At 64.6% G+C, this 24,419-nt stretch carries 18 protein-coding genes; 12 read left to right on the forward strand and 6 right to left on the reverse strand.

The window, feature by feature from the left end; all coding sequences use genetic code 11:
• Window positions 1-44 precede the first annotated feature (44 nt).
• From AC1DPX_RS01755 to AC1DPX_RS01765, 3 genes are read right to left on the reverse strand one after another with little or no spacing between them, the layout of a single operon-like run.
• Entirely contained in the window at window positions 45-530 is a 486-nt protein-coding gene (locus AC1DPX_RS01755; RefSeq protein ID WP_477234178.1) for an acetone carboxylase subunit gamma, read from the reverse strand.
• Entirely contained in the window at window positions 527-2,731 is a 2,205-nt protein-coding gene (locus AC1DPX_RS01760; protein ID WP_477234180.1) for a hydantoinase B/oxoprolinase family protein, read from the reverse strand. The genes AC1DPX_RS01755 and AC1DPX_RS01760 overlap by 4 nt, the downstream gene beginning before the upstream one ends.
• Before the next feature lie 14 nt (window positions 2,732-2,745).
• The gene (locus AC1DPX_RS01765) at window positions 2,746-4,887 is read right to left on the reverse strand and encodes a hydantoinase/oxoprolinase family protein (RefSeq protein WP_477234182.1); all 2,142 of its coding nucleotides are present in this window, start codon (window positions 4,885-4,887) and stop codon (window positions 2,746-2,748) included.
• 110 nt (window positions 4,888-4,997) lie between these two features.
• Here AC1DPX_RS01765 and AC1DPX_RS01770 point away from each other — a divergent pair, with 110 nt between their 5' ends.
• From AC1DPX_RS01770 to AC1DPX_RS01795, 6 genes are all read left to right on the forward strand, one after another.
• Complete coding sequence (locus AC1DPX_RS01770; protein ID WP_477234184.1) at window positions 4,998-5,777, forward strand: helix-turn-helix transcriptional regulator; 780 nt, start codon at window positions 4,998-5,000, stop codon at window positions 5,775-5,777.
• 139 nt (window positions 5,778-5,916) lie between these two features.
• Entirely contained in the window at window positions 5,917-6,669 is a 753-nt protein-coding gene (locus tag AC1DPX_RS01775) for an SDR family NAD(P)-dependent oxidoreductase (RefSeq protein WP_477234186.1), read from the forward strand.
• Between the two features lie 230 nt (window positions 6,670-6,899).
• Entirely contained in the window at window positions 6,900-8,249 is a 1,350-nt protein-coding gene (locus tag AC1DPX_RS01780; RefSeq protein ID WP_477234188.1) for a glucoamylase family protein, read from the forward strand.
• Window positions 8,239-9,768 (forward strand): mercuric reductase, encoded by a 1,530-nt coding sequence (locus AC1DPX_RS01785; protein WP_477234190.1) that lies wholly within the window; start codon window positions 8,239-8,241, stop codon window positions 9,766-9,768. The genes AC1DPX_RS01780 and AC1DPX_RS01785 overlap by 11 nt, the downstream gene beginning before the upstream one ends.
• 375 nt (window positions 9,769-10,143) lie before the next feature.
• The gene (locus AC1DPX_RS01790; RefSeq protein ID WP_477234192.1) at window positions 10,144-11,160 is read left to right on the forward strand and encodes a glycosyltransferase family 4 protein; all 1,017 of its coding nucleotides are present in this window, start codon (window positions 10,144-10,146) and stop codon (window positions 11,158-11,160) included.
• Complete coding sequence (locus AC1DPX_RS01795; protein WP_202356545.1) at window positions 11,157-12,731, forward strand: glycosyltransferase; 1,575 nt, start codon at window positions 11,157-11,159, stop codon at window positions 12,729-12,731. Before AC1DPX_RS01790 ends, AC1DPX_RS01795 begins: the two co-directional genes overlap by 4 nt.
• Here AC1DPX_RS01795 and AC1DPX_RS01800 read toward each other — a convergent pair.
• The 3 genes from AC1DPX_RS01800 to AC1DPX_RS01810 form a co-directional block, all read right to left on the reverse strand.
• Window positions 12,714-13,712 (reverse strand): hypothetical protein, encoded by a 999-nt coding sequence (locus tag AC1DPX_RS01800; protein WP_477234194.1) that lies wholly within the window; start codon window positions 13,710-13,712, stop codon window positions 12,714-12,716. The genes AC1DPX_RS01795 and AC1DPX_RS01800 overlap by 18 nt on opposite strands.
• An 84-nt stretch (window positions 13,713-13,796) precedes the next feature.
• Window positions 13,797-14,372, reverse strand: coding sequence for a DUF1349 domain-containing protein (locus tag AC1DPX_RS01805; RefSeq protein WP_202356547.1), 576 nt, complete (start codon window positions 14,370-14,372; stop codon window positions 13,797-13,799).
• A gap of 48 nt (window positions 14,373-14,420) precedes the next feature.
• Window positions 14,421-15,860 (reverse strand): aldehyde dehydrogenase family protein, encoded by a 1,440-nt coding sequence (locus AC1DPX_RS01810; protein ID WP_477234195.1) that lies wholly within the window; start codon window positions 15,858-15,860, stop codon window positions 14,421-14,423.
• A 240-nt stretch (window positions 15,861-16,100) separates the two neighbouring features.
• On the opposite strand from AC1DPX_RS01810, the gene AC1DPX_RS01815 reads away from it, so the two are divergent.
• The 6 genes from AC1DPX_RS01815 (at window position 16,101) to AC1DPX_RS01840 (ending at window position 24,373) form a co-directional block, all read left to right on the forward strand.
• The gene (locus AC1DPX_RS01815) at window positions 16,101-16,760 is read left to right on the forward strand and encodes a TetR/AcrR family transcriptional regulator (protein ID WP_202356549.1); all 660 of its coding nucleotides are present in this window, start codon (window positions 16,101-16,103) and stop codon (window positions 16,758-16,760) included.
• 165 nt (window positions 16,761-16,925) lie between these two features.
• On the forward strand, window positions 16,926-19,337 hold the full coding sequence (locus AC1DPX_RS01820; protein WP_477234197.1) for a GcvT family protein: 2,412 nt from the start codon (window positions 16,926-16,928) through the stop codon (window positions 19,335-19,337).
• An 81-nt stretch (window positions 19,338-19,418) separates the two neighbouring features.
• Complete coding sequence (locus AC1DPX_RS01825; protein WP_477234199.1) at window positions 19,419-20,672, forward strand: sarcosine oxidase subunit beta family protein; 1,254 nt, start codon at window positions 19,419-19,421, stop codon at window positions 20,670-20,672.
• Window positions 20,673-20,692: 20 nt separating this feature from the next.
• Window positions 20,693-20,959, forward strand: coding sequence for a sarcosine oxidase subunit delta (locus AC1DPX_RS01830; RefSeq protein ID WP_477234201.1), 267 nt, complete (start codon window positions 20,693-20,695; stop codon window positions 20,957-20,959).
• Window positions 20,956-23,841 (forward strand): sarcosine oxidase subunit alpha family protein, encoded by a 2,886-nt coding sequence (locus AC1DPX_RS01835; RefSeq protein WP_477234203.1) that lies wholly within the window; start codon window positions 20,956-20,958, stop codon window positions 23,839-23,841. The genes AC1DPX_RS01830 and AC1DPX_RS01835 overlap by 4 nt, the downstream gene beginning before the upstream one ends.
• Window positions 23,834-24,373 (forward strand): hypothetical protein, encoded by a 540-nt coding sequence (locus AC1DPX_RS01840; protein ID WP_477234205.1) that lies wholly within the window; start codon window positions 23,834-23,836, stop codon window positions 24,371-24,373. The genes AC1DPX_RS01835 and AC1DPX_RS01840 overlap by 8 nt, the downstream gene beginning before the upstream one ends.
• Window positions 24,374-24,419 lie beyond the last annotated feature (46 nt).

Consider the following 24,419-nt stretch of genomic DNA (forward strand, 5'->3'; position numbering starts at 1 on the left):
GGCAATCAGGTTCCGGAGTCTTTGTCGACGCGGTTCACCTTCCCCTAAAGCGGTTTGCCCAGCCATTCGCGGTAGAAGCCTTCGAGGTCGGGCTGGAAATCGTGCACGATGGGATAGCCGGGCGCGGCTGCTTCCACCTCGTGCATGGTGCCGCATTCCGGGCAGATGAATTCTCGGATCTCCATCCACTGCGGATCGGGGATATCGCTGTTGGGGTAGATCTCGCGCAGCGATTCCTCGGTGTTGCGCACGATGATCGCGGCCTTCAGCTTCCAGTTCTTGCGATAGTCGCCGAAGGAATGGCCGCACTCGCAGCGCGTCACGCGCTCGTCGCCGCTCTGGCAGATGAACAGATGATCCGAGACCGGCAGCAGGATCGGGTCCTTCCAGCCGACACGGTCCTGCAGCACCGCGACATATTTGAAGAAACGGTCGTCGTCCTTGTAGGCGCTCATGACGCGGCGCGTCTGCGGCCAGGGCAGCGTGCCCGCGACCAGATCGGCGATGACTTCCTTGCTGTACGAGGTCATGGCTTTGCTCCCGGCATGAAGATCGATTTGGCGTCGACGTTCCAGAAATCACTGAATTCCCTGGTGAAGCGCGACGACAGTTTTATCGCGCTGGCATACATTTTCGTCACCTCGGGGGCGAAATCGGCCTTCTCGACACGGCTGCGTTCGCTGGCGATCCACTCGGCTACCGGCCTTGCCTGGGCCAACCGCCTCGCTCGCATTTCGGCGCGGTGACGCTTCGTGGCCTCGATGTTGGCGACGGGGTAACCTTCCTCGTCCTCATCCAGCATGATGCCGAAGATGCCTTCTGCCACTTCCTTGGTCAGATAGCCGTTCTCGACATCCATGGCCGTCTTGAGCGGGTCGCGCTCCAGCACGTCGCCATAGCCGCCGCCGCCATTGTAGGAGTGGGTGAAGACGTCGCCGGTCTTGTGCGGCGCGGTGATGTAGGGGCCTTCCATGGTCACATGCTCGCCCTGCAGCCGCAGTTCGAGTTCCGAGCGATGCGGGTTGGTGCCGGTGTGATGCGCGAGCGGCGCCCGCTTTTCGGCGAGTTCGAAGATGTTGGAGTTGCGCACGGCGCGGTGCTTCTGGCAGGTCGGCGCCGGATAGCCGCCGCACATACCGCCATTGTCGAACACGCGCGAGGAATGCTCTGATGTAACCAGCCTGAGATGGTCGGTCTTCGAGACCAGCCAGGTCGAGATGAAGGAGCAGCCGCCGCGATATTTGCCGGCGCCGCCGGAATTGGGAACGATCGAGCGGCCGATATAGACCATCGGCATGTTCTGCTCCCAGATCTCGATGTTGCCCATGTCGGATTCCGGGTTCCAGCCGACATAGGCGGTGTCGAGCCCATCCTTGATCGCCAGCGCGCCGGAGCCGGCTGCCGCGCATTCGAAATGCGCCATGCCGAACAGCTTGCCATACTGGCTGGTGCCTCCCATCTCGATCATCGGGCTGTTGACCTGGCCGACGAAGGCTTCCTCGACAAAGCCGCGGCCGATGAAGGCGCGTGACAACAGCCGCTGGAACACGCCGTAGGCCGGCAAAAGCAAGGCCCATGAGGTGGCGGTCGCCACCATCTCATTGTCCGGGTTGGTCCAGGTGCCGTGCGGCAATTTCAGCTCGGTCGCCATCCAGGCGCCGTCATTGACCAGGCCCTCGAAATTCATGTGCTGGGTCAAGGTGACGAACATGCCGCCATCCATGCCGGCGGGCGTGCAGTTCATCGAATGGTAGCCCCAGGGCTGCGTGCCCTCGAAGTCCATGATGATCTTGCCGTCGGTGGTGATCTCCATCTCGATCGGCATGTTGTAGAGCCAGTCGGGATCACCGAGCGGCTGATAGCCCGGTTTGCCCGCGGTGACATGGCCGTAGAAGGTATGGCCGCGATAGATGCCGGGCACGGTGAGCTGGCGCGTGCGGGCGAGCTGGGCGCGACGGCCTTCCTCGATGAATTCCTTCGACACCCGCATCCAGTAGTCGAGGCCGATCTCGTCGATCAGCGCCTTGACGCTTTCGCGCATGTCGATGCAGGAGGCGACCTTGGCCTTCTCGTCGAGCACCCAGTAGATCGGCATCCTGAGATTGCGTTCGCAGCGGATGACATAGTCGCGGCGGATCTCGTCGTTCTCGCCGACCTTTTCAGCACAGACGAACAGGCCCTCGGTAAAGCGCTCCTGGGCCAGCGCCACGTCGCCGCCAGGCGTGATGCCGCCGGCCTCAAGTTCGTGGCAGACCGCCCCCGCCCAGCCGACCAGCTTGCCCGAATGGAAGATCGGCACCACGTCCATGACATCGGGCACCTGGACGGTGCCGATGAAGGCATCGTTGTTGGCGAAGATGTCGCCGTCGCGGATGCAAGGGTTTTCCTCGTAGCCGTTGCGGATCATCCATTTGATGAAGCGGCTCATCGTGTGCACATGCACCATGATGCCGTTGGAGAGCGCGATCGCATCGCCTTCCGGCGTGTAGATGGCGACGACCATCTCGCCGACCTCGCGCACGCCGGGCGAGGCTGAGATGCGGCGGGCCATTTCGCGCGCCGAGACGCAATAGGCGCGCAGCTTGGTGTGCAGCGTCTCGAATTTCAGCGGATCCTGGTTGCGCAGCTGCAATTCGGCGATGCCGTCATAGCAGCCGGTCTCCTCCATGAGCCGTTCGGATTCGATCAGCCGTTCGCGGATGCGCAGCGCGGAGGCGGGTTTGTCCAGCATGGTAACAGCCCTTCTCAAGCGTGGGTGTAGTGGAGCAGCGTCCATTCATCGACATGGACACGGTCCTGCGGATGAACGACGAGCGTGGTGGCGGGATGTTCGATGATGGCCGGGCCGATGACCTCGTGACCGGGCTGCAATAGATCCATCTCGTAGAGATTGGCCTTGTGCCAGCGGCCGCCAATATAGGCCTCGCGCACGCCTTTGTGGGCGGACGCCGGATCCGACTTGCCGAGCGGGCGCTTCAAGAGCACCGGCTTGACCTTGTCGGCGGTGGCGATGAGGCCGAGCTCGGTGATCGAGAAGCCGGCTTCGCCGTAGCGCGAAACGCGGTGGTTGACCTTGGCGTAGACCGTCTCGAACTCGTCGACGACCCTGCGCATGTCGTCGGGTGATTGAATAGCCGATAGCGGCGCCATCACCTCGACGTCCTCGAGCTGGCCGGTGTAGCGCATCATCAGGAAAGGCACGGTCTTGATCTTGTCGCGTGCGTGGCCGTCCACGATCATCTCGTCGACCGCTGCCTTGGTGAGATCGTCCCAGACAGCGGTGACCTTCTTGCCGAAAGCGAGCAGCTCCTCATCGCTCGCCCGCGCACCGATGTCGTGCTGCGTCGACACCGAATGCCGGCGCATGAAATCGGCTGTTGTGCAGCCGAAGGCCGAGAAGGCGGCGGCGAACTGGAAGGTGATAATGTCCTTGAAGCCGATGCCCCTGGAGCAGCCGGCGAGATGCAGCGGACCAGAGCCGCCGTAAGAGAGCAGCGTGAACTCGGAAGGGTGGATGCCCTGGCCGGAGATGACGCGGCGCAACGCGTTGTTGGCGTCGGCCTCCAGCATGTCGATCATGCCTTCGGCGGCTTCCTCGACACCGACGCCGAGCAGGCGCGAGCATTTTTCCTGGAAGGCGGCTCTCGCCTTCTCGACCTGCAGCACGACCTTGCCGCCCAGGAAATAGTGCGGGTTGAGGCGGCCGAGGATGGCGTCGCAATCGGCGATGGTGGGTTCGGTGCCGCCCTTGGCGAAGCAGATCGGGCCGGGATCGGAACCGGCGCTTTCCGGTCCGAGCGAGACTTTCTTGGTCAGCGGGTCGACCTTGAGAATCATGCCGGCGCCGGCGCCGATCGTGTCGAGATGCAGCGTCGGCACGTTGAGCTTGAAGCGGTCCATCAACGGCTCGTTCTCGATCCGGGTCTGGCCACGGGTGATGACGCCCATGTCGAAGGAGGTGCCGCCCATATCCGAGCAGATCAGCGAATCGTTGCCGATCAGCTTGCCGACATAGGCCGCGCCCAGAATGCCGCCGATCGGGCCGGAGATCATGGTTTCGTGCAGGCGCGGATGGTTGATCGAGGTCAGGCCGCCGAAGGAGAGCAGCGTCTGCACGCCATATTTGAAGCCGTATTTCTTGGAGACATCCTCGATGCCCTTGAGCTGCTTGCGGCCGCGCGAGGTGGCATAGGCCTCGATCAGCACCGAGTTCAGCCGCGACTGCTCGCGAATGACCGGACGCACCTCATGGCTGGTGTAGACGAGGATGTCGGTTCCGGCCTTGGCGATCTCCTCGCGGCAGATCTCGGCGATGCGCTTCTCGTGCACGGGATTGACGTGCGAGAAGATGGTCATGATGCAGATGCCCTCGACCTTGTCGGCAATCAGCTTCCTGGCGGCGGCCGCTACCTCATGCTCGTAGAGCGGCAGGATGATGTCCCCGAACTGGTCGATGCGCTCGGTGACGCCATGGGTGCGGCGCCGCGGCACCAGCGGATCGGGATGCTGATGGGTCACCGCGTGCAGCCGGTCGGCATAGGAATAGTCCGCCCAGGCCTGCAGGCCGCGGCCCATCAGGATCATGTCTTCGAGGCCCTTGGTGGTGATCAGGCCGAGCCGGCGGCCGGTGCGCGACAACAGCGTGTTGAGCATGCCGGTGCCGGAATAGAGCACGACGTTGACGCCGGAAAACAGCTGCTCCAGCGAAATGCCCCAGGCATCGGCCGCGTCCTCCGCCGAGGCGAGGAAACCTTCGGCCTCGTTCTTCGGCGTGGTCGCTGACTTGCCGATCTTGAAATGGCCGTCCTGGTCGACAAGGATCGTGTCGGTCATGGTGCCGCCGGCGTCGATGCCGATGACGATGGGGTTGGTAGTGATCTGGTCCACGGGTCGCCTTCCCTCTTCGAGAATGACCGCAGGCTAGATTCTCGGGGCCGGATCGCGCCATATGCCTAAAGACACAATGACGGGCAGGCGCGGTTCGCCGAGAAGAGGACATGCGCATGGGTAATATCTGGGCGCCGCTCGCCAAGGCGATCGCAGCCACCGGCACCGATCGGCACGTCGACTTCCTGATCGACCTGATCGGCGCCGACATCGAGCATGACCTCGTCACGGTGACGCGTTATTCGACGACCCAGGCACCGGAATTCGTCAAGCACCGGCGTTTCTCGGACGAGATGGTCAAGCGTTATCTCGACAATTACTACGTCTTCGATCCGTTCTATGCCTCGTGGCGTTGCGAGCGCCGACTGGGCATCATGCCGCTGAAGCGGCTTGCCGATGACGAGGCCAAGCGAGGCCAGTACATAGCCCGCTTCCTGACGCAATCAGAAATCTGCGACGAGGTCGGCATCATGCTGGCCGATGGCGGCGACTGGTGCCTGGGCATCTTCCTCGACCGTTCGACCGCTTCGTTCAAGGACAGCGAGATCGCCCTTTTGGACGAGCGGCTGCCGGTGTTCGAAGCGCTGCACGCGCTCGATATCAAGGCGCGCGGCAGTGACTTTGCGCGCACCTCGGCCCCGACCGCTCCCGGCGCTTCGCCGCAGCAGAAGCCGACCATCCCGATGAGCCTTTGGCCGGAACTGTCGCTGCGCGAGCGCGAGCTGGTGCAGCTGATCCTCGCCGGCCATCCGACCGCCAACATCGCCGAGCGGCTCGGCATCACCGTCGGCACCGTCAAGAACCATCGCCGGCGCATCTATGAAAAGCTCGACATCACCACCGAGCGGGAGCTGTTTTTGCAGTTTTTTCAGCATCGGGGAGATCGGTAGCTGGCCGTGCCAGGAAATCCCCAGTCGTCGCCGCCTCATTGGCCCAGACGATCGATCTGCATGTCGGCTTGAACTCGATCGACCGTGCCCCCACAGTCTCCACGAATGGCGCCATCAGCCGACATGCAGGGAGAATGAGATGCCGATGAACTTCGCGGGACGCTTCGCTGGCCGATCGGCCGTCATCACCGGCGGAGCCTCGGGCATCGGGCTGGCGGTTGCGCAAAGGATCGTCGAGGAGGGCGGGAGTGTCAGCGTCTGGGACCGTGATCAGGCCCAGATCGAACAGGCCAAAACCATCATCCCTGGCCTGCACGGCGTTGCCGTTGACGTTGCCGATGCCGCCAGCGTTCAAGGCGCCGCCGCACGGACGATCGAGGCGCTTGGCAGCGTCGACGTCCTGGTCACCAGCGCGGCGATCACCGGGCCCAACATGACGACTTGGGCCTATTCGGTCGAGGACTGGCAGAAGGTCATCGACATCAACATCAACGGCGTCTTCTACTGCAACAAGGCGCTGGTGCCGCACATGCTGGAACGCAATTATGGCCGCATCGTCAACATCGCCTCGATCGCCGGCAAGGAAGGCAATCCCAATGCTTCCGCCTACAGCACGTCCAAGGCGGCGGTGATCGGCCTGACCAAGTCGCTCGGCAAGGAACTGGCCAAGACCAAGGTGACGGTGAATTGCGTGACGCCTGCGGCCGTGCGCACCGCGATCTTCAAGCAGATGAAACAGGAGCACATCGACTTCATGCTGTCCAAGATTCCGATGGCGCGCTTTGGCGAGGTCGAGGAAGTAGCGGCGCTGATCTGCTGGATCGCCTCGGAAGAATGCTCGTTCACGACCGCCGCCGTCTTCGATGTCTCCGGCGGCCGCGCCACTTATTGATCCGGGCCGGAACATCCTCACATTGGCCGGTGCAACTACAATTCCGCGTGACGAGGCAACCATCGGAACTGGACAGGCGTATAGTCGCCGATGTCTGTATGGGCGGCGACAGAATAGGGTTTGCGGGAAAGCCATGACACGACGAGACAGTTTGGCGATGACCTATGGCCGCCGTCCCGGCGCCACGCGATCGCCGGAGGTCGCGGCCACCAGACTGGAGTTTGCATCGCTTGCCTGAAGCAGATCCTGCAGCACTGTCCGATGACGAGCTTCTGGACCGCTATCAGCGCGCCGCCTTCGGCTATTTCCTGGAGACTGTGAACCCCGACAACGGTCTGGTCGCCGACACGTCGCGGCCGAATTCGCCGGCCAGCATCGCCGTCGTCGGTTTCGCCCTCTCCTGCTATCCGATCGGCGTCGAGCGCGGCTGGATGACACGCGCGGCGGCGGCGGAGCTGACGCTGGCGGCGCTGCGTTTCTTCTCGGCCAGCCCGCAAGGCGGTGGCGACGACGTCACCGGCCACAAGGGCTTCTACTACCATTTCCTCGATATGCGCACGGGCTTGCGCGTCTGGCGCTGCGAACTGTCGATGGTCGATACCGCCTTGCTGTTGGCCGGCATGCTGGTGGCCAGCGCCTATTTCGCAGGCGCGGACGAGAAGGAAGCCGAAATCCGGCGACTGGCCGAAGCGCTCTACCGGCGCGTCGACTGGCGCTGGGCGCAAGGCAGCAGCCCGACCTTGCGGCAAGGCTGGAAGCCGAAGAGCGGTTTTCTCCACTATGGCTGGGAAGGCTATAACGAGGCGACCATCCTCTACGTGCTGTCGATGGCCTCGCCCGAAAGCCCGACTTCGGACGACAGCTATGAAGCCTGGACCGCAACCTACCAGTGGGAAAACATCTACGGCCATGACGTGCTCTATGGCGGACCGCTGTTCATGCACCAGTTCTCACATGCCTGGATCGATTTCGCCGGTATCCGCGACGCTTTCATGCGCGAGAAGAATTCGGACTATTTCGAAAACAGCCGCCGCTCGACCTATCTCCACCGCAACTATGCCCGTCACAACCCCTATGGCTTCGACGGCTATGGCGAGAACCTTTGGGGCCTTTCGGCGGGAGACGGACCCGGCGGCTTCCGCGCCAGCGTGGAGCGGCGGAGGCACCGGTTTTCGGGCTATGCCGCGCGCGGCGCGCCGTTCGGGCCGGATGACGGGACGATCGCGCCATGGTCCTATCCAGCGTCGCTGCCCTTCGCACCCGACATCTGCCTGGCCGCCTTGCGCCATCTCGGTGATCGCTACCCCGAGGTGATCGACAATTTCCGCCTGCCGAGCGGCTTCAATCCGACCTTGGCCAACCGGCGAAAATTCGGCCGCAACGGCTGGGTGTCGGAAGGCCATTACGGGCTGGACCAGGGCATCGTGGTGATGATGATCGAGAACCACCGCTCGCGCCTGATCTGGGAGCTGATGCGCTCCAATCCCCACATCCGCCGCGGCCTGGGCAAGGCGGGCTTCACCGGCGGCTGGCTCGCACAGCCAGCAGGCTCCGCGTCAGGAGCCCACGATGGCGCGTGAACAGACAAAGGCGGCCACATTCCCTGTCGACCGCAACGATGTCGAACTGATCCGAGGCGCGCATCCGCCGCACTGGAAAAACCCTACCCCCGACGGCCTCTACAATCTCGTCGTCATCGGCGCCGGACCGGCCGGGCTGACCGCGGCGCGTGACGCCGCGAGCCTTGGCGCAAAGGTCGCGCTGATTGAGCGCGGGCTGATCGGCGGCGCCTGCATCAATGTCGGCGGCATCCCGTCGAAGTCGATCATCCGCACGGCCAGGCTCTATGCCGACATGCGCGATGCCGAGAATTTCGGCGGCGACACGCCGGCGCGTCTTCCCGTCGACTTCGAGCGGGCCATGATGCGGATGCGGCAGATTCGGCAGCGGCTCAGCCGCGCCGATTCGGCCGCGGCCATCGCTTCGGAAGGCATCGACCTCTATTTCGGTGAAGCCCGCTTTGGCGGACCGGACACGGTTGAAGTCGCCGGCAAGACGCTGCGCTTCAAGAAGGCCCTGGTCGCGACCGGCGCGCATCCGAGCGGGCCGGCGATTCCCGGACTTGCCGAGGCCGGCTATCTCGACAATGAGAGCATGTTCAACCTCACGCAATGTCCTGAGCGGCTGCTGGTCATCGGCGGCGGTCCGCTTGGCTGCGAGACGGCGCAGGCCTTCTGCCTGCTCGGGTCGAAGGTCATCCTGGCACAGAACGATCCGATGTTCCTGCCCGGCGAGGAACGCGACGCCGCGCAGATCCTTTCGGACGCGCTGGCACGCGAAGGGATCGAGGTGCGCCTGAACACCGAGGTGGTGGTGGTGCGCAAGGAAGGCGGCAGGAAGTTCGCCGACCTTTTGCGGGACGGCGACACGACGACGATCTCCGTCGACGAGATCATTACCGGCGTCGGCCGTTCGCCCAATGTCGAGGGTCTCGGCCTGGAAGAGGCCGGTGTGGTGTATGACGCCAACGGCATCAAGGTGGACGATCACCTGAGGACGACCAATCCGCACATCTACGCGGCGGGCGATGTGTGCCTGGAATACAAGTTCACCCATACCGCCGAGGCAACGGCGCGCATCGTCGTGCGCAATGCCCTGTTTCGCGGCCGCGAAAGGCTCAGCGACCTTGTCGTTCCCTGGTGCACCTATACCGATCCGGAGATTGCCCATGTCGGGCTCTATCCGATCGAGGCGCGGCGGGACGGCATCCCGGTCAAGACCTATACGGTGCTGATGCATGACGTCGCGCGCGCCGTGATGGACGGCGAGGAAGAAGGGTTCGTCAAGATCCATGTTCGTGAAGGATCCGACCGCATCCTGGGGGCGACGGTCGTCGCCGCCCATGCCGGCGAGATGATCAATGCGGTGACGCTTGCGATCCGGTCGGGCATGGGATTGCACGCCCTGGCCGACGTCATCCATCCCTTCCCGACACAGGCACAAGGCATCAAGATGGCGGGCGACGCCTACAGGCGAACCCGGCTCACCTCCTTGCGCAGGCGTCTGGCTACGCGCTGGCTTGCCTGGTCGAGGCGGTGAGCCTGGCTGCGCGTCGAGGACTCGAAGCGACAGTATTCAAAAGATACAGTGCTTGACGAAAGCCTTGTTCAGCTAAACAAGGTGGCGCTGATGCTTGTGATCACGGAATCGTATTGAATGCCATCTGAATTGGGCCCCCTGCCTGGCGCAAAGCATCAGGCATCCGCATTGAACAGCGCAGGCGCGCAACCGGCTGCCGGCGAGCCTGAGCGGGCGGCCCAGAGGCGTACGCTGGTCGTGTCGCACGACCCGGGCTTTCCGCCGGCTTCAGGTTCGGACCTGAGAAACTACCGCAACGCCGAAGCGGCCGCCAGATTCGGACCGGTCTGCCTGGTTTCGGTCAAGCCGAACAAAGTAAGGAATGTGCCCGATCCATTGATCCGGGTCGAAGCCCTGTCGATCGAAGGGGAGCCGCGCACGGCCTCCATCGGCTGGTGGCGCTCAAGGGCGGAGAGTCGCATACCGCGTTCCGCCCTGACACGGCTTGAGATGCTCGCCCGTGAGTTCCGCCCGGACACCATCATTGTCGAGGGCGTCGGCCTGTTCAAGCTGCTGCGGCCCCTGCGGCCGCTGGCGCAGCAGCTCATTCTCGACATGCACAATGTCGAGTCCGACCTGGCCGGACAGATCAGACGCCTCAGCGCCAGGCGAAGCGCGGCGGCATTCGCCGTCCGGTTCCTCGAGAGAAAGGCACTGTCCCTCGTCGACAGGGTATGGGTCTGTTCGAAGCTGGATCGCCAGAAGCTGATGACGCTTTTCCGGCCCGAGATCCCGATCGACATTGTTCCCAACGGAATCCCGCAAACCGGGGATGGTCTGGGACGCCTGCCGGCCGAGCCGTCGACGGACAACGGCTTTCCGGTGATCGTGTTCATCGGCCATCTCGCCTATCCGCCAAACGTCGATGCCGCCCAGCGGCTGGCCAGTTTCATACTGCCCCGTATCCGAAACGCCCTGCCGGGTGCCAGACTCGTCCTGGCTGGACGCACGCCGACTCCGGAGGTGCAGGCATTGGCCGGATTGCCAGGTGTGGAGCTCATCGAAGATCCCGCGGACGTCGCGCCGCTCTTGTCCAGCGCGCATCTCACCATTGTCCCGCTGACGGCGGGCGGCGGCACACGAATCAAGATCCTTGAAGCCATGTCCGCGGGCGTGCCGGTGGTGGCCACGCCGATCGCGGCCGAAGGTCTGGACCTGGTCGAAAACGACGAGGTGCTGCTGTCTCAATCCGACGAAACGCTTGCCGAGATGGCCATCGGACTTTGTCTCGATCCCGAACGCAGGGCGCGGCAACGCCTTCGCGCGCATCAGGCGGTATGGGCAAGGTTCAGCCCGCAAGCGATCCGCGATGCCGTGCGTGACGGGCTTGGACCAAACGGCGCTGCCGGATGATTCCGGCGATCCTGCACCAGACCTGGAAGGGCGACACCATTCCCGCGCGCTTCCAGGCATATGCCGACAGCTGGAAGCGGCACAATCCGCACTGGACGGTGATGTTCTGGAGCGACCGGATGCTGCTCGAATTCGTGGCCGAGCACTACCCTGATTTCTTGCCGATGTTCTGCGGCTACACCAAGGGCGTGCAGCGCTCGGATGCGGCCCGTTACATGCTGCTGCATCATTTTGGCGGCGTCTACGCCGACATCGATTGCGAATGCGTCGCCGCCTTCGATCCGATCATGGACGAAAACCGGATCGTGCTGTGCAAGGAGCCGGCGTCGCATGCGGCCGTCCAGGCGGATTTCCGGGGCCTGCCCTATCTTCTGTTCAACGGAACAATCGCCAGCCCGCCCGGGCATCCCTTCTGGATGCATCTGTTGTCGATGATGCCCGGGCTCGCCGGCGCCAAGGACGTGCTCGACGCGACCGGTCCCTGCCTTTTGACCTCCGCCCATCGGAGCTACGGCGATCAGGAAGCCTTTGCCATTCATCCTTCCGGCCTGTTTACGCCGGTGACCGCGGCCGGGAGCACGGAGCATGAGGGCGGCGACGAGGCGGCAGCACTTTCGATCCATCACTGGGCCGGTACATGGTGGATCCCGGAGCCGCCACCGAAATGGACGACCAGGCTGCGCAACCGGGCCTATCGGCTTCGCTATCACCTGACGCGCGGGGCGCATATGGATGAGGCCGCGGCGAAAGCCGGCGTCGACAGGGCGGTTCTGGCGGCGGCGCCGCCTTCGGGCCAGAACATCGCCGTCCTGGTGCCGCTTCGCGACGCCGCCGACCTCATCCAACCCTTTCTCGATGCGCTGGACGGGCTCGACTACCCCAAGGACAGGATCAAGCTGGTCTTCTGCGAAGGCGACAGCCTGGATGGCAGCTGGGAACGGCTGAAGGCCGCGACCGCGGGACTAGCCGGCAAATATCGCGACATTGTGCTTCTGCAAAGACAGGTCGGCACCAGGCTCGACAGGGCAAAACGGGCCAAGCCGAAGACGCAACGCGTGAGGCGCGGCGCGATTGCCAAGGTGCGAAATCACCTGATCGATCATGGGCTGAAGGAAGACGACGACTGGGCGCTGTGGATCGATATCGACGTCTGGCGCTTTCCCGGCGATGTGCTGACCCGGCTGATCGCCACGCGGCATCGCATCGCGGTGCCCAACTGCGTCAAGACCGCCGGCGGCGACAGCTTCGACCTCAACAGCTTCGTCATCCGGCGGCAGACCAGGGATTATCGCTATTACCGCGAGATACGCGGCGGCCTGCACCAGCCTCCCAGGCAGACACCTTACCGATATCACTTGAGCGATGTCAGGCATCTCGACATCATCGGCCTCGATGCGGTCGGCGGAACCATGCTTCTGGTCGATGCCGCTCTGCATCGCGGCGGCCTTCGCTTCCCCGAACTTCCCTACCGCGACCTGATCGAGACCGAAGCCTTCGGGGTGCTCGCCAACGATCTCGGCATCCGGCCGGTCGGCCTGCCGAAGCTGGAGATCCTACACGTCCCCTGGTGAAGCGGCAGCTTGCCGAAGTTCCAGCCTGAGGGGCTCCAGATAGGCCTGTGGCCGCAGACGCCGCCACAGATAGTCCCGCTCCGTCAGATACGCGACCTTGGCGATCCAGCGCCGCGGCGCTTCCGGATCCCTGACCTCGTGCCAATCCTCGACAATGATGACCGGCAGGCCTTCGTAGAGAGGGTCGAGCGGCGAGGTCTTGGTCACCACGATGCAGCCGAGATAGAGCAGCTCCCATGTGCGGTGGCAGTCGAGGCCGTTTCCGGTGGTCGAAAGCACGAGCGGATATTGCGCATACAGCCGCCAGATGCCGCGCTGCGACACACGCCTTTTCAGGAAGTCCACATGCGGGCATCCGTCCAGCGCATCAAGCAGCTCCCGACGCTGGCTGGAGCCACTGCTGACGCTGAAATCACAGAATATCCTGGGCGGACGGCGATCCGCACTGCCTTGCCGGTCGCGCAGGGTCTGCAACTGCCGCACCAGGCCGGCGGGTGTCGCGAAGGAGCGTGGAGTATGGAGGTCCAGCCCGATCGGAAACGGCTTGATCCTGGGATGACCGCCATCGCAGTTCTGGCTGTACCAGGACACCAGATAGGGGTTGGCGAGCAGCCGCTCAACGGTGTCCTTCGCCAGCTCCGACGGAACCGAGGCATCGCCATCGGTCGTCAGCAGGATGAATGGGGCGTTGATGGTCGGCAAGGCGACCCTGGCGAACGTGTCGAGGTCGCAGTTTCGCCCCTCCCTGGCCAATGTGCTCAGCCGCACCCAGACGATGCCGTGCGCGCCACTATAGTGGTCACGGAAAAAGGCCTCGCTCTGCGTCGATTCGGTCGGCGCGTTGCGATACCAATCGGGTCCGGCGACGTCGCAGAAGTGGGCGATGCCTTGCGACCATAGCACCGAAGGGACGCCGAGAAATCTCAGCGCCGTGGAACGGACCGCCTTTTTGAGTTTTGCCCGCCAACGCGACATGCCCATCGGCAACACCTAGCCCAGACGCCGTCGCGGCCGCAATGTCCTGCGGGTCGCGCAGGCCACGCAAGCCCGGCCCCGGCCGGAGCGTCAGTCGTGGAGTTCCCGTGAAATCGGCGGGCCGACCGAAAATCCGGTGAATGTGACCTCGAAACCTTCGCGCTGCGGCGAACAGCACATCATGCCGACATCGACCGTCTTCGAGATCGGGAAATAGGCGAGCCGCACCGGCTTCCAGTGACCGTCCGAAGCGTCGAGATACTGGACGCGGATCGCCTCGCCATGGCGGGTCAGGCGGATGGTGACGCCGTTCGGACCGGCGGGAATGGCCACCAGCGACCAGTCCGATGTGTCGTTGGTGACGACAACGGAGAAATAGGCAAGGCCGTCGGTGTATTCGATGCCGGCCTTGATCCAGTGCGTTTCGCTGAGCCGGACCATCAGCCCGGCCTGGTCATAGAGCACCTTGTAGTCGCCTCTGACGGTGACTTCGGCGGTGAAATCGCCCTCGACCGGCCGATGCAGGAAGTGGCCGTTGTCACGCCAGAAGCCGTAGAAGGTCTCGCGCCAGAAATCGGTCTCCTTGCCGGTGCGCACGCGCACCGACTCGCCTGATATGGCGTGATGCGGCGGCGGGTTGAGCCAGGTCAGGTCCTGCGATGTCATTGCCTCAGCTCCGTGGTGAAAGTTCGCCGGCCCGGGGGCCGGCGCCGATCAGCCTGCGAATGTATAGGCGGTCTTCACCGTGGTGTAGAACTCCATGGCATAGCGGCCCTGTTCGCGCGGGCCGTAGCTCGAGCCCTTTCGGCCGCCGAAGGGGACATGGAAATCGACGCCCGCCGTCGGCAGGTTAACCATCACCATGCCGGCCTCCGAATTGCGCTTGAAGTGGGTGGCGTGCTTGAGGCTCGAGGTGCAGATGCCCGAGGTCAGCCCAAAGGGCGTGTCGTTGGCGACGGCAAGCGCCTCATCGTAATCCTTGACGCGGATGACGCTGGCGACAGGTCCGAAAATCTCCTCGCGCGAGCTGCGCATGGCGTTGGTGGCTTCGGTCAGCAGGGCCGGGCTGAGATAGAAGCCCGGCGTCTTGCGGTCGAGTCGTTCGCCGCCGAAGGCGAGCGTGGCGCCTTCCCTGACGCCGATGGCGATGTAATCCTCGTCCTGCTTCAGCTGGGTCGCGTCGACGACCGGGCCGATCTGGGTCTGCGCGTCGAGCGCGTCGCCGATTACCAGTCTGCCCATCCGCTCCTTGAGCGTATCTACGAAACGGTCGTGGATTCCTTCGGTCACGATCAGCCTGGACGAGGCCGTGCAGCGCTGGCCGGTCGAAAAGAAGGCGCCGTTGAGCGCGCAGTCGACGGCGACCGCGAGATCGGCGTCGTCAAGCACGACCAGCGGGTTTTTGCCGCCCATTTCGAGCTGGAACTTGCGCATGTGCTCGACGCTTGCGGCGGCGACGCGTTTTCCCGTGCCGACCGAACCGGTGAAGGTGATGGCGTTGACATCGGGGCTGTCGAGCATCGCCTGGCCGACCACCGAGCCCTTGCCCATGACGAGGTTGAGCACGCCCTTGGGCAGGCCGGCGCGGTGAAGGATGTCGACGATGGACCAGGCGCTTTCGGGAACAAGTTCGGCGGGCTTGAAGACGATGGTGTTGCCATGGGCGAGCGCCGGCGCGATCTTCCAGGCCGGGATGGCGATGGGGAAATTCCACGGCGTGATGATGCCGACCACGCCGACAGCCTCGCGGGTGATCTCGACGCCGACGCCCGGCCGCACGCTCGGCACCATTTCTCCGGTCAGGCGCAATGTTTCGCCGGCAAAGAAATCGAATATCTGGGCGGCGCGGATGGTCTCGCCAATGCCCTCGGCCAGCGTCTTGCCTTCCTCACGCGCCAGATTGCGGCCGATCTCATCCTTGCGCGCCATGATCTCGTCGGATGCCTTCTTCAGCACCGCATGGCGCGCCAGAGGACCGGAGCGGGACCATGAAGGAAACGCCGCCTTGGCCGCCGCGATTGCCTGCTTGGCCTGTTCGACGCCAGCCGAGGCATATTCGCCGACGACATCGCCGGTGTCCGAGGGGTTGATGTTGCGGGAGCCGGCATCGCCGACCCATTCGCCATCGATGAGGTTCTTTCGAAACTGTGCCATATCTGGTCTTTCCTGCTGGTTGGCCGCGCGGCGGCATCCGTGTGAACTGGTATTTGCCAGACAAATGCCTTGCGGGAAAGCACGCACTGGCCGAACAGCCGCGACAAAAATCCCCGGACCAACCGTTACAGCCAGCCCGACTGGTATCCGCGGAGCGTTCTTTACGCCCAGGTGAATTGCTCTGTACACCTATGTCCATAGCCTTGATTTGCCTGATGCGGCGTGTCATGCGTCGTACCGATGGCAGCTCTCGAAACGACGACCCAGCGCGCCGGCGTCACCGGCAACATCAAGGCCACGCGTGAAGACTGGCTGAAGCTGGCGCTTGAGACACTGATCTCGGATGGTGTCGAACGCGTCCGCGTGCTGACGCTGGGCCAGCAGCTCGACGTCTCGCGCTCCAGCTTCTACTGGTATTTCAAGAGCCGCCAGGATCTGCTCGACCAGTTGCTGGACTATTGGCGGCAGACCAATACGAGGTTCATCGTCGAGCGCGCCTTGCGACCTTCCGCGACCGTCATCCGCGGCGTGATGAGCATTTTCGAATGCTGGGTGGATGAAAGGCTGTTCGATCCCCGGCTGGATTTCGCGATCAGGGCCTGGGCCCGGCGCTCACCCGCCATCAGGCGCGCGCTCGACGAGGCCGACGAAGAGCGCGTCAACGCCATACGCGACATGTTCAAACGGCATGGCTATGAGGACGAGGACGCATTCGTGCGCGCCCGCGTCCTCTATTTCATGCAGATCGGCTATTACTCGCTCGAGCTCAACGAGCCGATGAGCACCCGTCTCACGCATGTCGCCTCCTATCTGCGCAGCTTCACCGGCCAGGAGCCTCCGGCAGAAGATGTCGAGGATTTTGCGCGCTACGTCGAGAAGACGCTTTCGGGCAAACGATAGACGCCAGGCCTTGGCCAGCCTGGCTTCACCGTTGTTCTGTCGACATCCGTAGAGCCAGCTCGCCGACCTGCGCCGAGCTAGACCCTGCAACTTACTAGACACATGTGTACAATGCCGGTAAAATGCCGGTAAAGTGCCAGTCATGACCGGATGGAGTGCGGCAAGATGAAATCCCAATACAGGGCGATCGTTATCGGCGGCGGCGTGGTCGGGGCCTCGGTGCTCTATCATCTGGCGAAGTTCGGCTGGAGCGATGTCGCGCTGATCGAACGCGAGGTGCTGACCGCCGGCTCCAGCTGGCACGCGGCCGGCGGCTTCCACGCGCTGAACGCCGACCCCAACATCGCCGCGCTGCAGGCCTATACGATCGACCTTTTGTCGGAGGTCGAGGCGGAATCGGGCCAGAACATCGGCATGCACATGACCGGCGGCATCTCGGTCGCGTCGGCGCCGGAACGCTGGGAATGGCTGAAGGCCTCCTACCGCATCTTCCAGACCATGGGCATCGACGATGTCCATCTGGTCGGCGTCGACGAGATCAAGCGGCGCTGCCCGATCCTCAACACCGACGGCATGCTGGGCGGCCTCTATGCCGCGCGCGAGGGCCATATCGACCCCTCTGGCGTCGTCCATGCCTATGCCAAGGCGGCCAGGAAGCGCGGTGCCGAGATCATCGAGCACAACCGCGTGCTGGAGCTCAACCGCCGCGCCGACGGCAGCTGGGACGTGGTCACCGAGAAAGGCACGGTCATTGCCGAGCACGTCGTCAATGCCGGCGGATTGTGGGCCAAGCAGGTCGGCCGGATGGCCGGCATCGACCTGCCGGTATCCCCGATGGAACATCATTACCTGGTCACCGAGGCGCTGCCCGAGATCCAGGCGCTGGACAAGGAATTGCCGCTGATCGTCGATCTCGAAGGCTTCACCTACATGCGCCAGGAGCAGAAGGGCCTTCTGCTCGGCATCTACGAGATCAACCACAAGCACTGGAACATGGACGGCGCGCCGTGGGACTACGGCATCGAGCTGATCCAGGAGGACACCGACCGCATCGCCAACGAGCTGGCGCTCGGCTTCAGCCGCTACCCCTGCCTGGAGAGGGCCGGCATCAAGCGCTGGGTGAACGGCGCCTTCACCTTCTCGCCGGACGGCAATCCGCTGGTCGGTCCGGTGCGCGGCGTCCCCAACTACTGGGTGGCATGCGGCGTCATGGCCGGCTTCCTGCAAGGCGGCGGCGTTGGCAAATCGCTGGCCGAATGGATGATCCACGGCGAACCGGCAGCCGACGTCTACGGCATGGACATCGCCCGCTATGGCGATTTCGCCTCCAACCGCGAATACATCAAACAGACGACTGGGCAGTTTTATTCGCGCCGCTTCGTCATGAGCTATCCCAACGAGCAATTGCCGGCGGGGCGGCCCTTGATGACATCAGGCGCGCATGACTCGATGGACGCCGCCGGCGCCCGCTGGGGCAATTCCTGGGGCATGGAAGTGCCGCTCTATTTCGCACCGCAGGGCTTCGTCGAGACACCGACGCTGAAGCGCTCCAACGCCTTCGACATCGTCGGCCAGGAATGCCGCAAGGTGCGCGAAGGCGTCGGCCTGCTCGATATCACCGCCTTCTCGCGTTATGAGGTCTCTGGACCGCAGGCGGAAGCCTGGCTCGACCGGCTGCTCGCGTGCGCGCTGCCCAAGCCCGGCCGCGCGAAGCTTGCGCCGATGCTGGGCGAAAACGGCAAGCTCAAGGGCGACCTCACCGTCTTCAACTGGGGTGACGGCTGCTGGTGGATCATGGGGTCCTACTATCTGCGGCAATGGCACATGCGCTGGTTCGAACAGCATCTCGGCGACGGCGTCACCGTGCGCGACATTTCGGACGCGGTCGTCGGCTTTTCGCTGGCCGGCCCCAATGCGCGCCGGCTGCTCGAACGACTGACGCACCAGGATGTTTCGCACGAAGCCTTCGGCTTCCTCACCTGCAAGACGCTCGATGTCGGCCTGGTGCGGGCCAAGGTCGGGAGGCTCTCGGTCATCGGCGAACTCGGCTACGAGATCCATTGCGGCGCCAATGAGCATGCCGGGCTGCGTCGCGCGCTGCTTTCGGCAGGCGGCGACCTCGGCGTCACCGAATACGGCTTTGGCGCGGTCAATTCGCTACGGCTCGAAAAGAGTTTCGGCATCTGGTCGCGCGAGTTCACGCAGGATTATACGCCGGATGAAACCGGCATGGACCGCTGGATCGCTTTCGACAAGGGCGACTTCATCGGACGCGATGCGGCGCTGAAAGAGCGGAAGGCCGGATCCAGGCGCACGCTGGTGACGCTCGAAATCGACGCCGGGGATGCCGACGCCAGCGGCTACGAGCCGGTCTGGAGCGGCGAAAAACTCGCCGGCTTCGTTACCTCGGGCGGCTATGGCCATACAGTCGGCAAAAGCCTTGCCATGGCGCTTGTCGATCGCGATGCGGCCGGAATCGATACCGAGTTGACAACCCATACCGTCGGCGTCGAAAGAAGTGCGCGTGTCATCGCTTCGTCTCCCTACGATCCGCTGGGCAAGGCGATGCGGGCATGACCGAACGAACCGCTGCCATCCCGCGGAAGACCTTGCCATGATCCAAGCTCCTTGCCCGAAATCAGGCCTGTCCGGCACGCCATGACCAGACGCTATTCCGCCCTGTCGCTGTTCAGGGAGGGCCTGGCCGGCCAGACCGGCTGGAAGCAGGCTTGGCGCTCGCCGGAGCCGAAGCCGACCTATGACGCGATCATCATCGGCGGCGGCGGCCATGGGCTGGCGACGGCCTATTACCTGGCCAAGAACCACGGCATCACCCGGGTCGCTGTGCTGGAAAAGGGCTGGATCGGCGGCGGCAATACGGGCCGCAACACCACCGTGGTGCGCTCCAACTATTATTATCCGGAAAGCGTCGAGCTCTACGGGCTGGCGCACCGGCTCTATGAGGGCCTGTCGAAGGATCTGAACTACAACGTCATGCTATCGCAGCGCGGCATGGTCAATCTCTGCCATTCGACGGCCGAGATGGAGATCGGCGCGCGCACCGTCAACGCCATGCAGATCAACGGCATCGATGCAGAGCTGTTTTCTCCGGACGATGTGCGCCGCGTGGCGCCGATCTACAATTTCTCCCCGGATGCGCGTTTCCCCGTCTTCGGCGGCATCTGGCAAGGCCGGGCCGGCACGGCGCGCCATGACGCGGTCGCCTGGGGTTACGCGCGGGCGGCGAGCCGGCTCGGCGTCGACATCATCCAGAATTGCGAGATCACCGATTTCATTGTCGAAGGCGGCCGCTGCCGCGGCGTGCAGACGACGCGCGGCGCGATCCGCGCCGAGCGCATCGGCATGGCGGTGGCCGGGYATTCCTCGGTGCTGGCGGCCAAGGCCGGCTTCCGGCTGCCGATCAATTCCTATGCGCTGCAGGCCTGCGTCTCCGAGCCGGTCAAGCCGATCCTCGATACGGTGGTGCTGTCGCCCGGCTGCGGCGTCTATGTCAGCCAGTCGGACAAGGGCGAGATCGTCATCGGCGGCGGGCTGGACCGCATCCCCTCTTATGCGCAGCGCGGCAATCTGCCGACGCTGGAAAGCGTGATCGCCGGCCTTCTGGAGATGTTTCCGATCTTTGGTCAGCTGAAGCTGATGCGGCAATGGGCCGGCATCGTCGACGTCGTGCCGGATTCCTCCCCGATCATCGGTCCCTCGCCGCTGCCCAATCTGTTCCTCAACTGCGGCTGGGGCACCGGCGGCTTCAAGGCCATTCCCGCCGGCGGCACGCTGCTGGCGAACCTGCTGGCGACCGGCAAGCACAACGACATCAGCCGCCCCTTTGATCTCGACCGCTTCGCCGCCGGGCGGCTGATCGACGAAGCGGCCGGCTCCGGCATCGCGCACTGAGACAAAGACCCGAGGCAATCATGCAGCTCTTTCCTTGCCCGTTCTGCGGCCCGCGCGACGAGACCGAATTCCACTATGGCGGCGATGCCGGCAATGCCAGGCCCGACGGCGCCGAGGTGCCGATCGAGCGCTGGGCCGGATATCTCTACCTGCGCGGCAATCCGAAGGGCACGGCGCGCGAGATCTGGGTGCACATGAACTGCGGCGAGTTCTTTGTCATGGAGCGTGACACGGTCACCCACAAGGTGCTGTCCTCGGCCGCGCTTGGCGGGGAGCACGCGGCGTGACCGCCTCGCGCCTCACCACTGGCGGCAGCGCCATCGACCGCTCACGGCCGATCCGCTTCAGCTTCGACGGCGCCACCGTCGACGGCTTTGCCGGCGACACCATTGCCTCGGCACTGCTGGCCAATGATGTCGCGGTCGTCGGCCGCAGCTTCAAATACCACCGGCCGCGCGGTATCTGGGGCGCCGGCGTCGAGGAGCCGAACGCGCTGGTCGATCTCGGCGGCCCACAGGCAACGCCGAACACGCGGGCCACGACCGAGCCGGCACGCGACGGGCTGGTGGCGAAAAGCGTCAATGCGACGCCCAATGCGCAAGCCGACCGCAACGCCTTCCTCGACCGCTTCTCGCGCTTCATTCCGGCGGCGTTCTACTACAAGACCTTCATGTGGCCGGACTGGCACATGTTCGAGCCGCGCATCCGCGCCATGGCCGGGCTGGGCAAGGTCGATACCGACTGGATCTCGCCGGGTACGGCGGACCAGATCAACCATCATTGCGATGTGCTTGTGGTCGGCGCTGGGCCGGCCGGACTGGCGGCGGCCAGGCTGGCGGCCGGTGCTGGCCTCTCCGTCACGCTGGTCGATGACCAGCGCAAACCGGGCGGATCGCTCGGCCATCGCGCCGGCGAGATCGACGGCAGGCCGGCGGCGATCTGGATCGACGAGACGATTGCCGAACTTTCCGCCGGCGGCCACCTGATCCTGCCTGCGACCACCGCCTTCGGCATTTACGACCACAATCTGGTCGGGCTGAACCAGCGTCATTTCGACGGGCGGCGCGACACGCTGTGGCGGGTGCGGCCGCGCCGGATCGTGCTGGCGACCGGCGCCATCGAGCGGCCGCTGCCGTTCGCCAACAACGACCTGCCGGGCATCCTGTCCGCCGATGCGGCGCTCGCCTATCTCAGGCGCCATGCGGTGCTGGTCGGCCGGCATGTCGTCGTCGCCACAAACAATGACAGCGCCTACGAGGTCGCGGAAGCACTAGCCGAAGCCGGAGCCGACGTTACGCTGGTCGACATCAGGCGAGACGGCATGCCCAGCGCGCCGACCAGGGTGCGGCTGGTCAAAGGGCGGGCGCTTGCCGCCGCCAAGGGCAGGCTGCGCGCCGAGGGCGTGACGCTCGATGACGGCACCAGGCTCGGCGCCGATTGCGTGCTGGTCTCGGGCGGCTGGACGCCGACCATCCATCTGTTCGGCCAGGCCAAGGGCAAGCTCGCCTGGAGCGAGGCACGCGCCGCCTTCCTGCCGGGCGATCCGGTCGACGGCATTTCTGTCGCCGGTGCGGCAGCCGGTTCGGTCTCCTTGGCGGAGGTGTTCGCCAGTTCGGAGAAGGCTGTTGCCTCGCTCGGCGAAACGAAAGCCGCAGTGCCGCGCAGCACGGGACCTGCAGCGACGGCCGGCATCGTTGCAGCATGGCCGGTGCCCGGCTCGAAGGGACGCATCTGGATCGACTATCAGAACGACGTGACAGTGAAGGATGTCGAGCTGGCGGCGCGCGAAAACTTCGTCTCGGTCGAGCATCTCAAGCGCTACACCACGCTCGGCATGGCGACCGACCAGGGCAAGACCTCCAACCTGCCCGGCCTGGCGCTGATGGCCGGGATTACCGGCCGCACGGTGCCGGAGGTCGGAACCACCACCTATCGTCCGCCGTTCACGCCGGTGCCGCTGGCAAGCTTTGCCGGCGCACGCGTTGGCGAGTTGATGGCGCCGGTGCGCCGGCTGCCGCTGGAGAGCGTGCATCGCGACAGCGGTGCGGTCTTCCAGGAATATGGCGGCTGGCTGCGCCCGGCCCACTATGGCGGCCGCGGCGCCGACGCGGATCGCGCCATCCAGGACGAGGCGTTGCGCGCGCGCCGGTCTGTGGCGCTGTTCGACGGTTCCACACTCGGCAAGATCGAGGTGATCGGCCCGCAGGCGGCCTCGTTCGTCGATTTCCTCTACTACAACACCATGTCGACGCTGAAGCCGGGCCGCTGCCGCTATGGCTTCATGCTGTCGGAGAACGGCGTGGTCTTCGATGACGGCGTGCTGGTGCGGCTGGACGAGCATCGCTTCGTCGTGTCGTGCTCGTCCTCGCATGTCGCCGCCGTGCACGCCCGGCTGGAGGAATGGCGCCAGGATCGTTTCGGCCGTGACGCCGTCTATATCCACAACGCCACATCGGACATGGCGACGCTGACCGTTTCGGGGCCAAATGCCCGCAAACTGCTCGAAACGGTCGGTCTCGGCCTCTCGCTCGACGATGGCGCTCTTCCGCATATGGCGATCGGTCACGGCAGCTATGGCGGCGACGCGGTCCGTATCGCGCGCGTCAGCTTCACCGGCGACAGGAGCTATGAGGTCTCCATCCGCGCCGATCGCGCCGAGCCTTTGTGGGCGCATCTGCGCCAGGCCGGGCAGGCATTCGATGCCGTCACCATCGGTCTCGAGGCGCTGATGATCCTGCGCGCCGAGAAAGGCTTCATCGTCATCGGCAAGGACACGGACGGCACCACGCTGCCGCACGACCTCGGCTCCGAAGGGCCCCGTGCAAAACGCCGGAGCGAATATGTCGGCCGCCGCTCGCTGTTCACCGAGGAGGCCTCGCGCGGCAACCGCCTGCAGCTTGTCGGGCTGACGGTGCCATCCGGCCAAGCGCCGCTGCCAACCGGCGCGCACGGCATCATGCGGGAGGACGGCAGGCTGCACAGCCAGGGTTTTGTCACCTCGAGCTACCACAGCCCGACGCTTGGCCGGCCCATCGCGCTCGGGCTGATCGAGCGCGGCGGGGCACGCCATGGCGAGACGATCGAAATCCAGCATCTCGGCAAGGTCCGTACGGCGACGATCGCCGCCCCTTGCGCCTTCGACCCGGCAGGAGACCGGCTCCATGCGTGACCTCGCGGAAAAATGGTCCGTCGCGCCGGATTGGCGGAACGCCACAATCGCAGTGCCGGGGCTCAAGATCGGCGCCGTTACCGGGCTGCACCAACGCCTGGTCAGTGGCAATCTGGCCGCGTGGGCCGAGGCTTCCGGCTTCGACGGACCGGCCGTCGGGGCATTCGGCCTGGCGGAAGGCAACCGCTATTCGGTGCGCCTGGCGCGCGACCGCCTGCTTGCCGTGTCCACCACGCCCATCGGCATGGCCACCGGGTGGTTCCCCGAAGGGTTCGCCGTGACGGAGATCAGCGCCGGATTGCAGGTGTTCGAGGTCGAAGGTCCGGCGCTTGACGCCTTCATCGCACGCGGGACGACGCTCGACCCCAAACAGCCTAGCGCCAGCGCGGCATTGTCCTTCGCCGGTATCAGCGCCATCGTTTATCGCCATCAGGATGGCCTGCGCGTCCACGTCGATCGCGGCCTCGCCGCCTATCTCTGGACATGGATGGAAACGGCCGCCGCCAACGTCGCAGCCGGATCGCAGAATTAGCCGGCCACGACGGCGCCGATATCCCCGGCGGACTGCCGCCCCCGGT

Source organism: Mesorhizobium sp. 01N446, assembly GCF_056399285.1.

Coding starts and splice junctions, on each gene's coding strand:
- AC1DPX_RS01755 (WP_477234178.1), bottom strand. CDS start 530: ATGACCTCGTACAGCAAGGAAGTCATCGCCGATCTGGTCGCGGGCACG.
- AC1DPX_RS01760 (WP_477234180.1), bottom strand. CDS start 2,731: ATGCTGGACAAACCCGCCTCCGCGCTGCGCATCCGCGAACGGCTGATC.
- AC1DPX_RS01770 (WP_477234184.1), top strand. CDS start 4,998: ATGCGCATGGGTAATATCTGGGCGCCGCTCGCCAAGGCGATCGCAGCC.
- AC1DPX_RS01775 (WP_477234186.1), top strand. CDS start 5,917: ATGCCGATGAACTTCGCGGGACGCTTCGCTGGCCGATCGGCCGTCATC.
- AC1DPX_RS01785 (WP_477234190.1), top strand. CDS start 8,239: ATGGCGCGTGAACAGACAAAGGCGGCCACATTCCCTGTCGACCGCAAC.
- AC1DPX_RS01795 (WP_202356545.1), top strand. CDS start 11,157: ATGATTCCGGCGATCCTGCACCAGACCTGGAAGGGCGACACCATTCCC.
- AC1DPX_RS01800 (WP_477234194.1), bottom strand. CDS start 13,712: ATGGGCATGTCGCGTTGGCGGGCAAAACTCAAAAAGGCGGTCCGTTCC.
- AC1DPX_RS01805 (WP_202356547.1), bottom strand. CDS start 14,372: ATGACATCGCAGGACCTGACCTGGCTCAACCCGCCGCCGCATCACGCC.
- AC1DPX_RS01810 (WP_477234195.1), bottom strand. CDS start 15,860: ATGGCACAGTTTCGAAAGAACCTCATCGATGGCGAATGGGTCGGCGAT.
- AC1DPX_RS01815 (WP_202356549.1), top strand. CDS start 16,101: ATGGCAGCTCTCGAAACGACGACCCAGCGCGCCGGCGTCACCGGCAAC.
- AC1DPX_RS01820 (WP_477234197.1), top strand. CDS start 16,926: ATGAAATCCCAATACAGGGCGATCGTTATCGGCGGCGGCGTGGTCGGG.
- AC1DPX_RS01830 (WP_477234201.1), top strand. CDS start 20,693: ATGCAGCTCTTTCCTTGCCCGTTCTGCGGCCCGCGCGACGAGACCGAA.
- AC1DPX_RS01840 (WP_477234205.1), top strand. CDS start 23,834: ATGCGTGACCTCGCGGAAAAATGGTCCGTCGCGCCGGATTGGCGGAAC.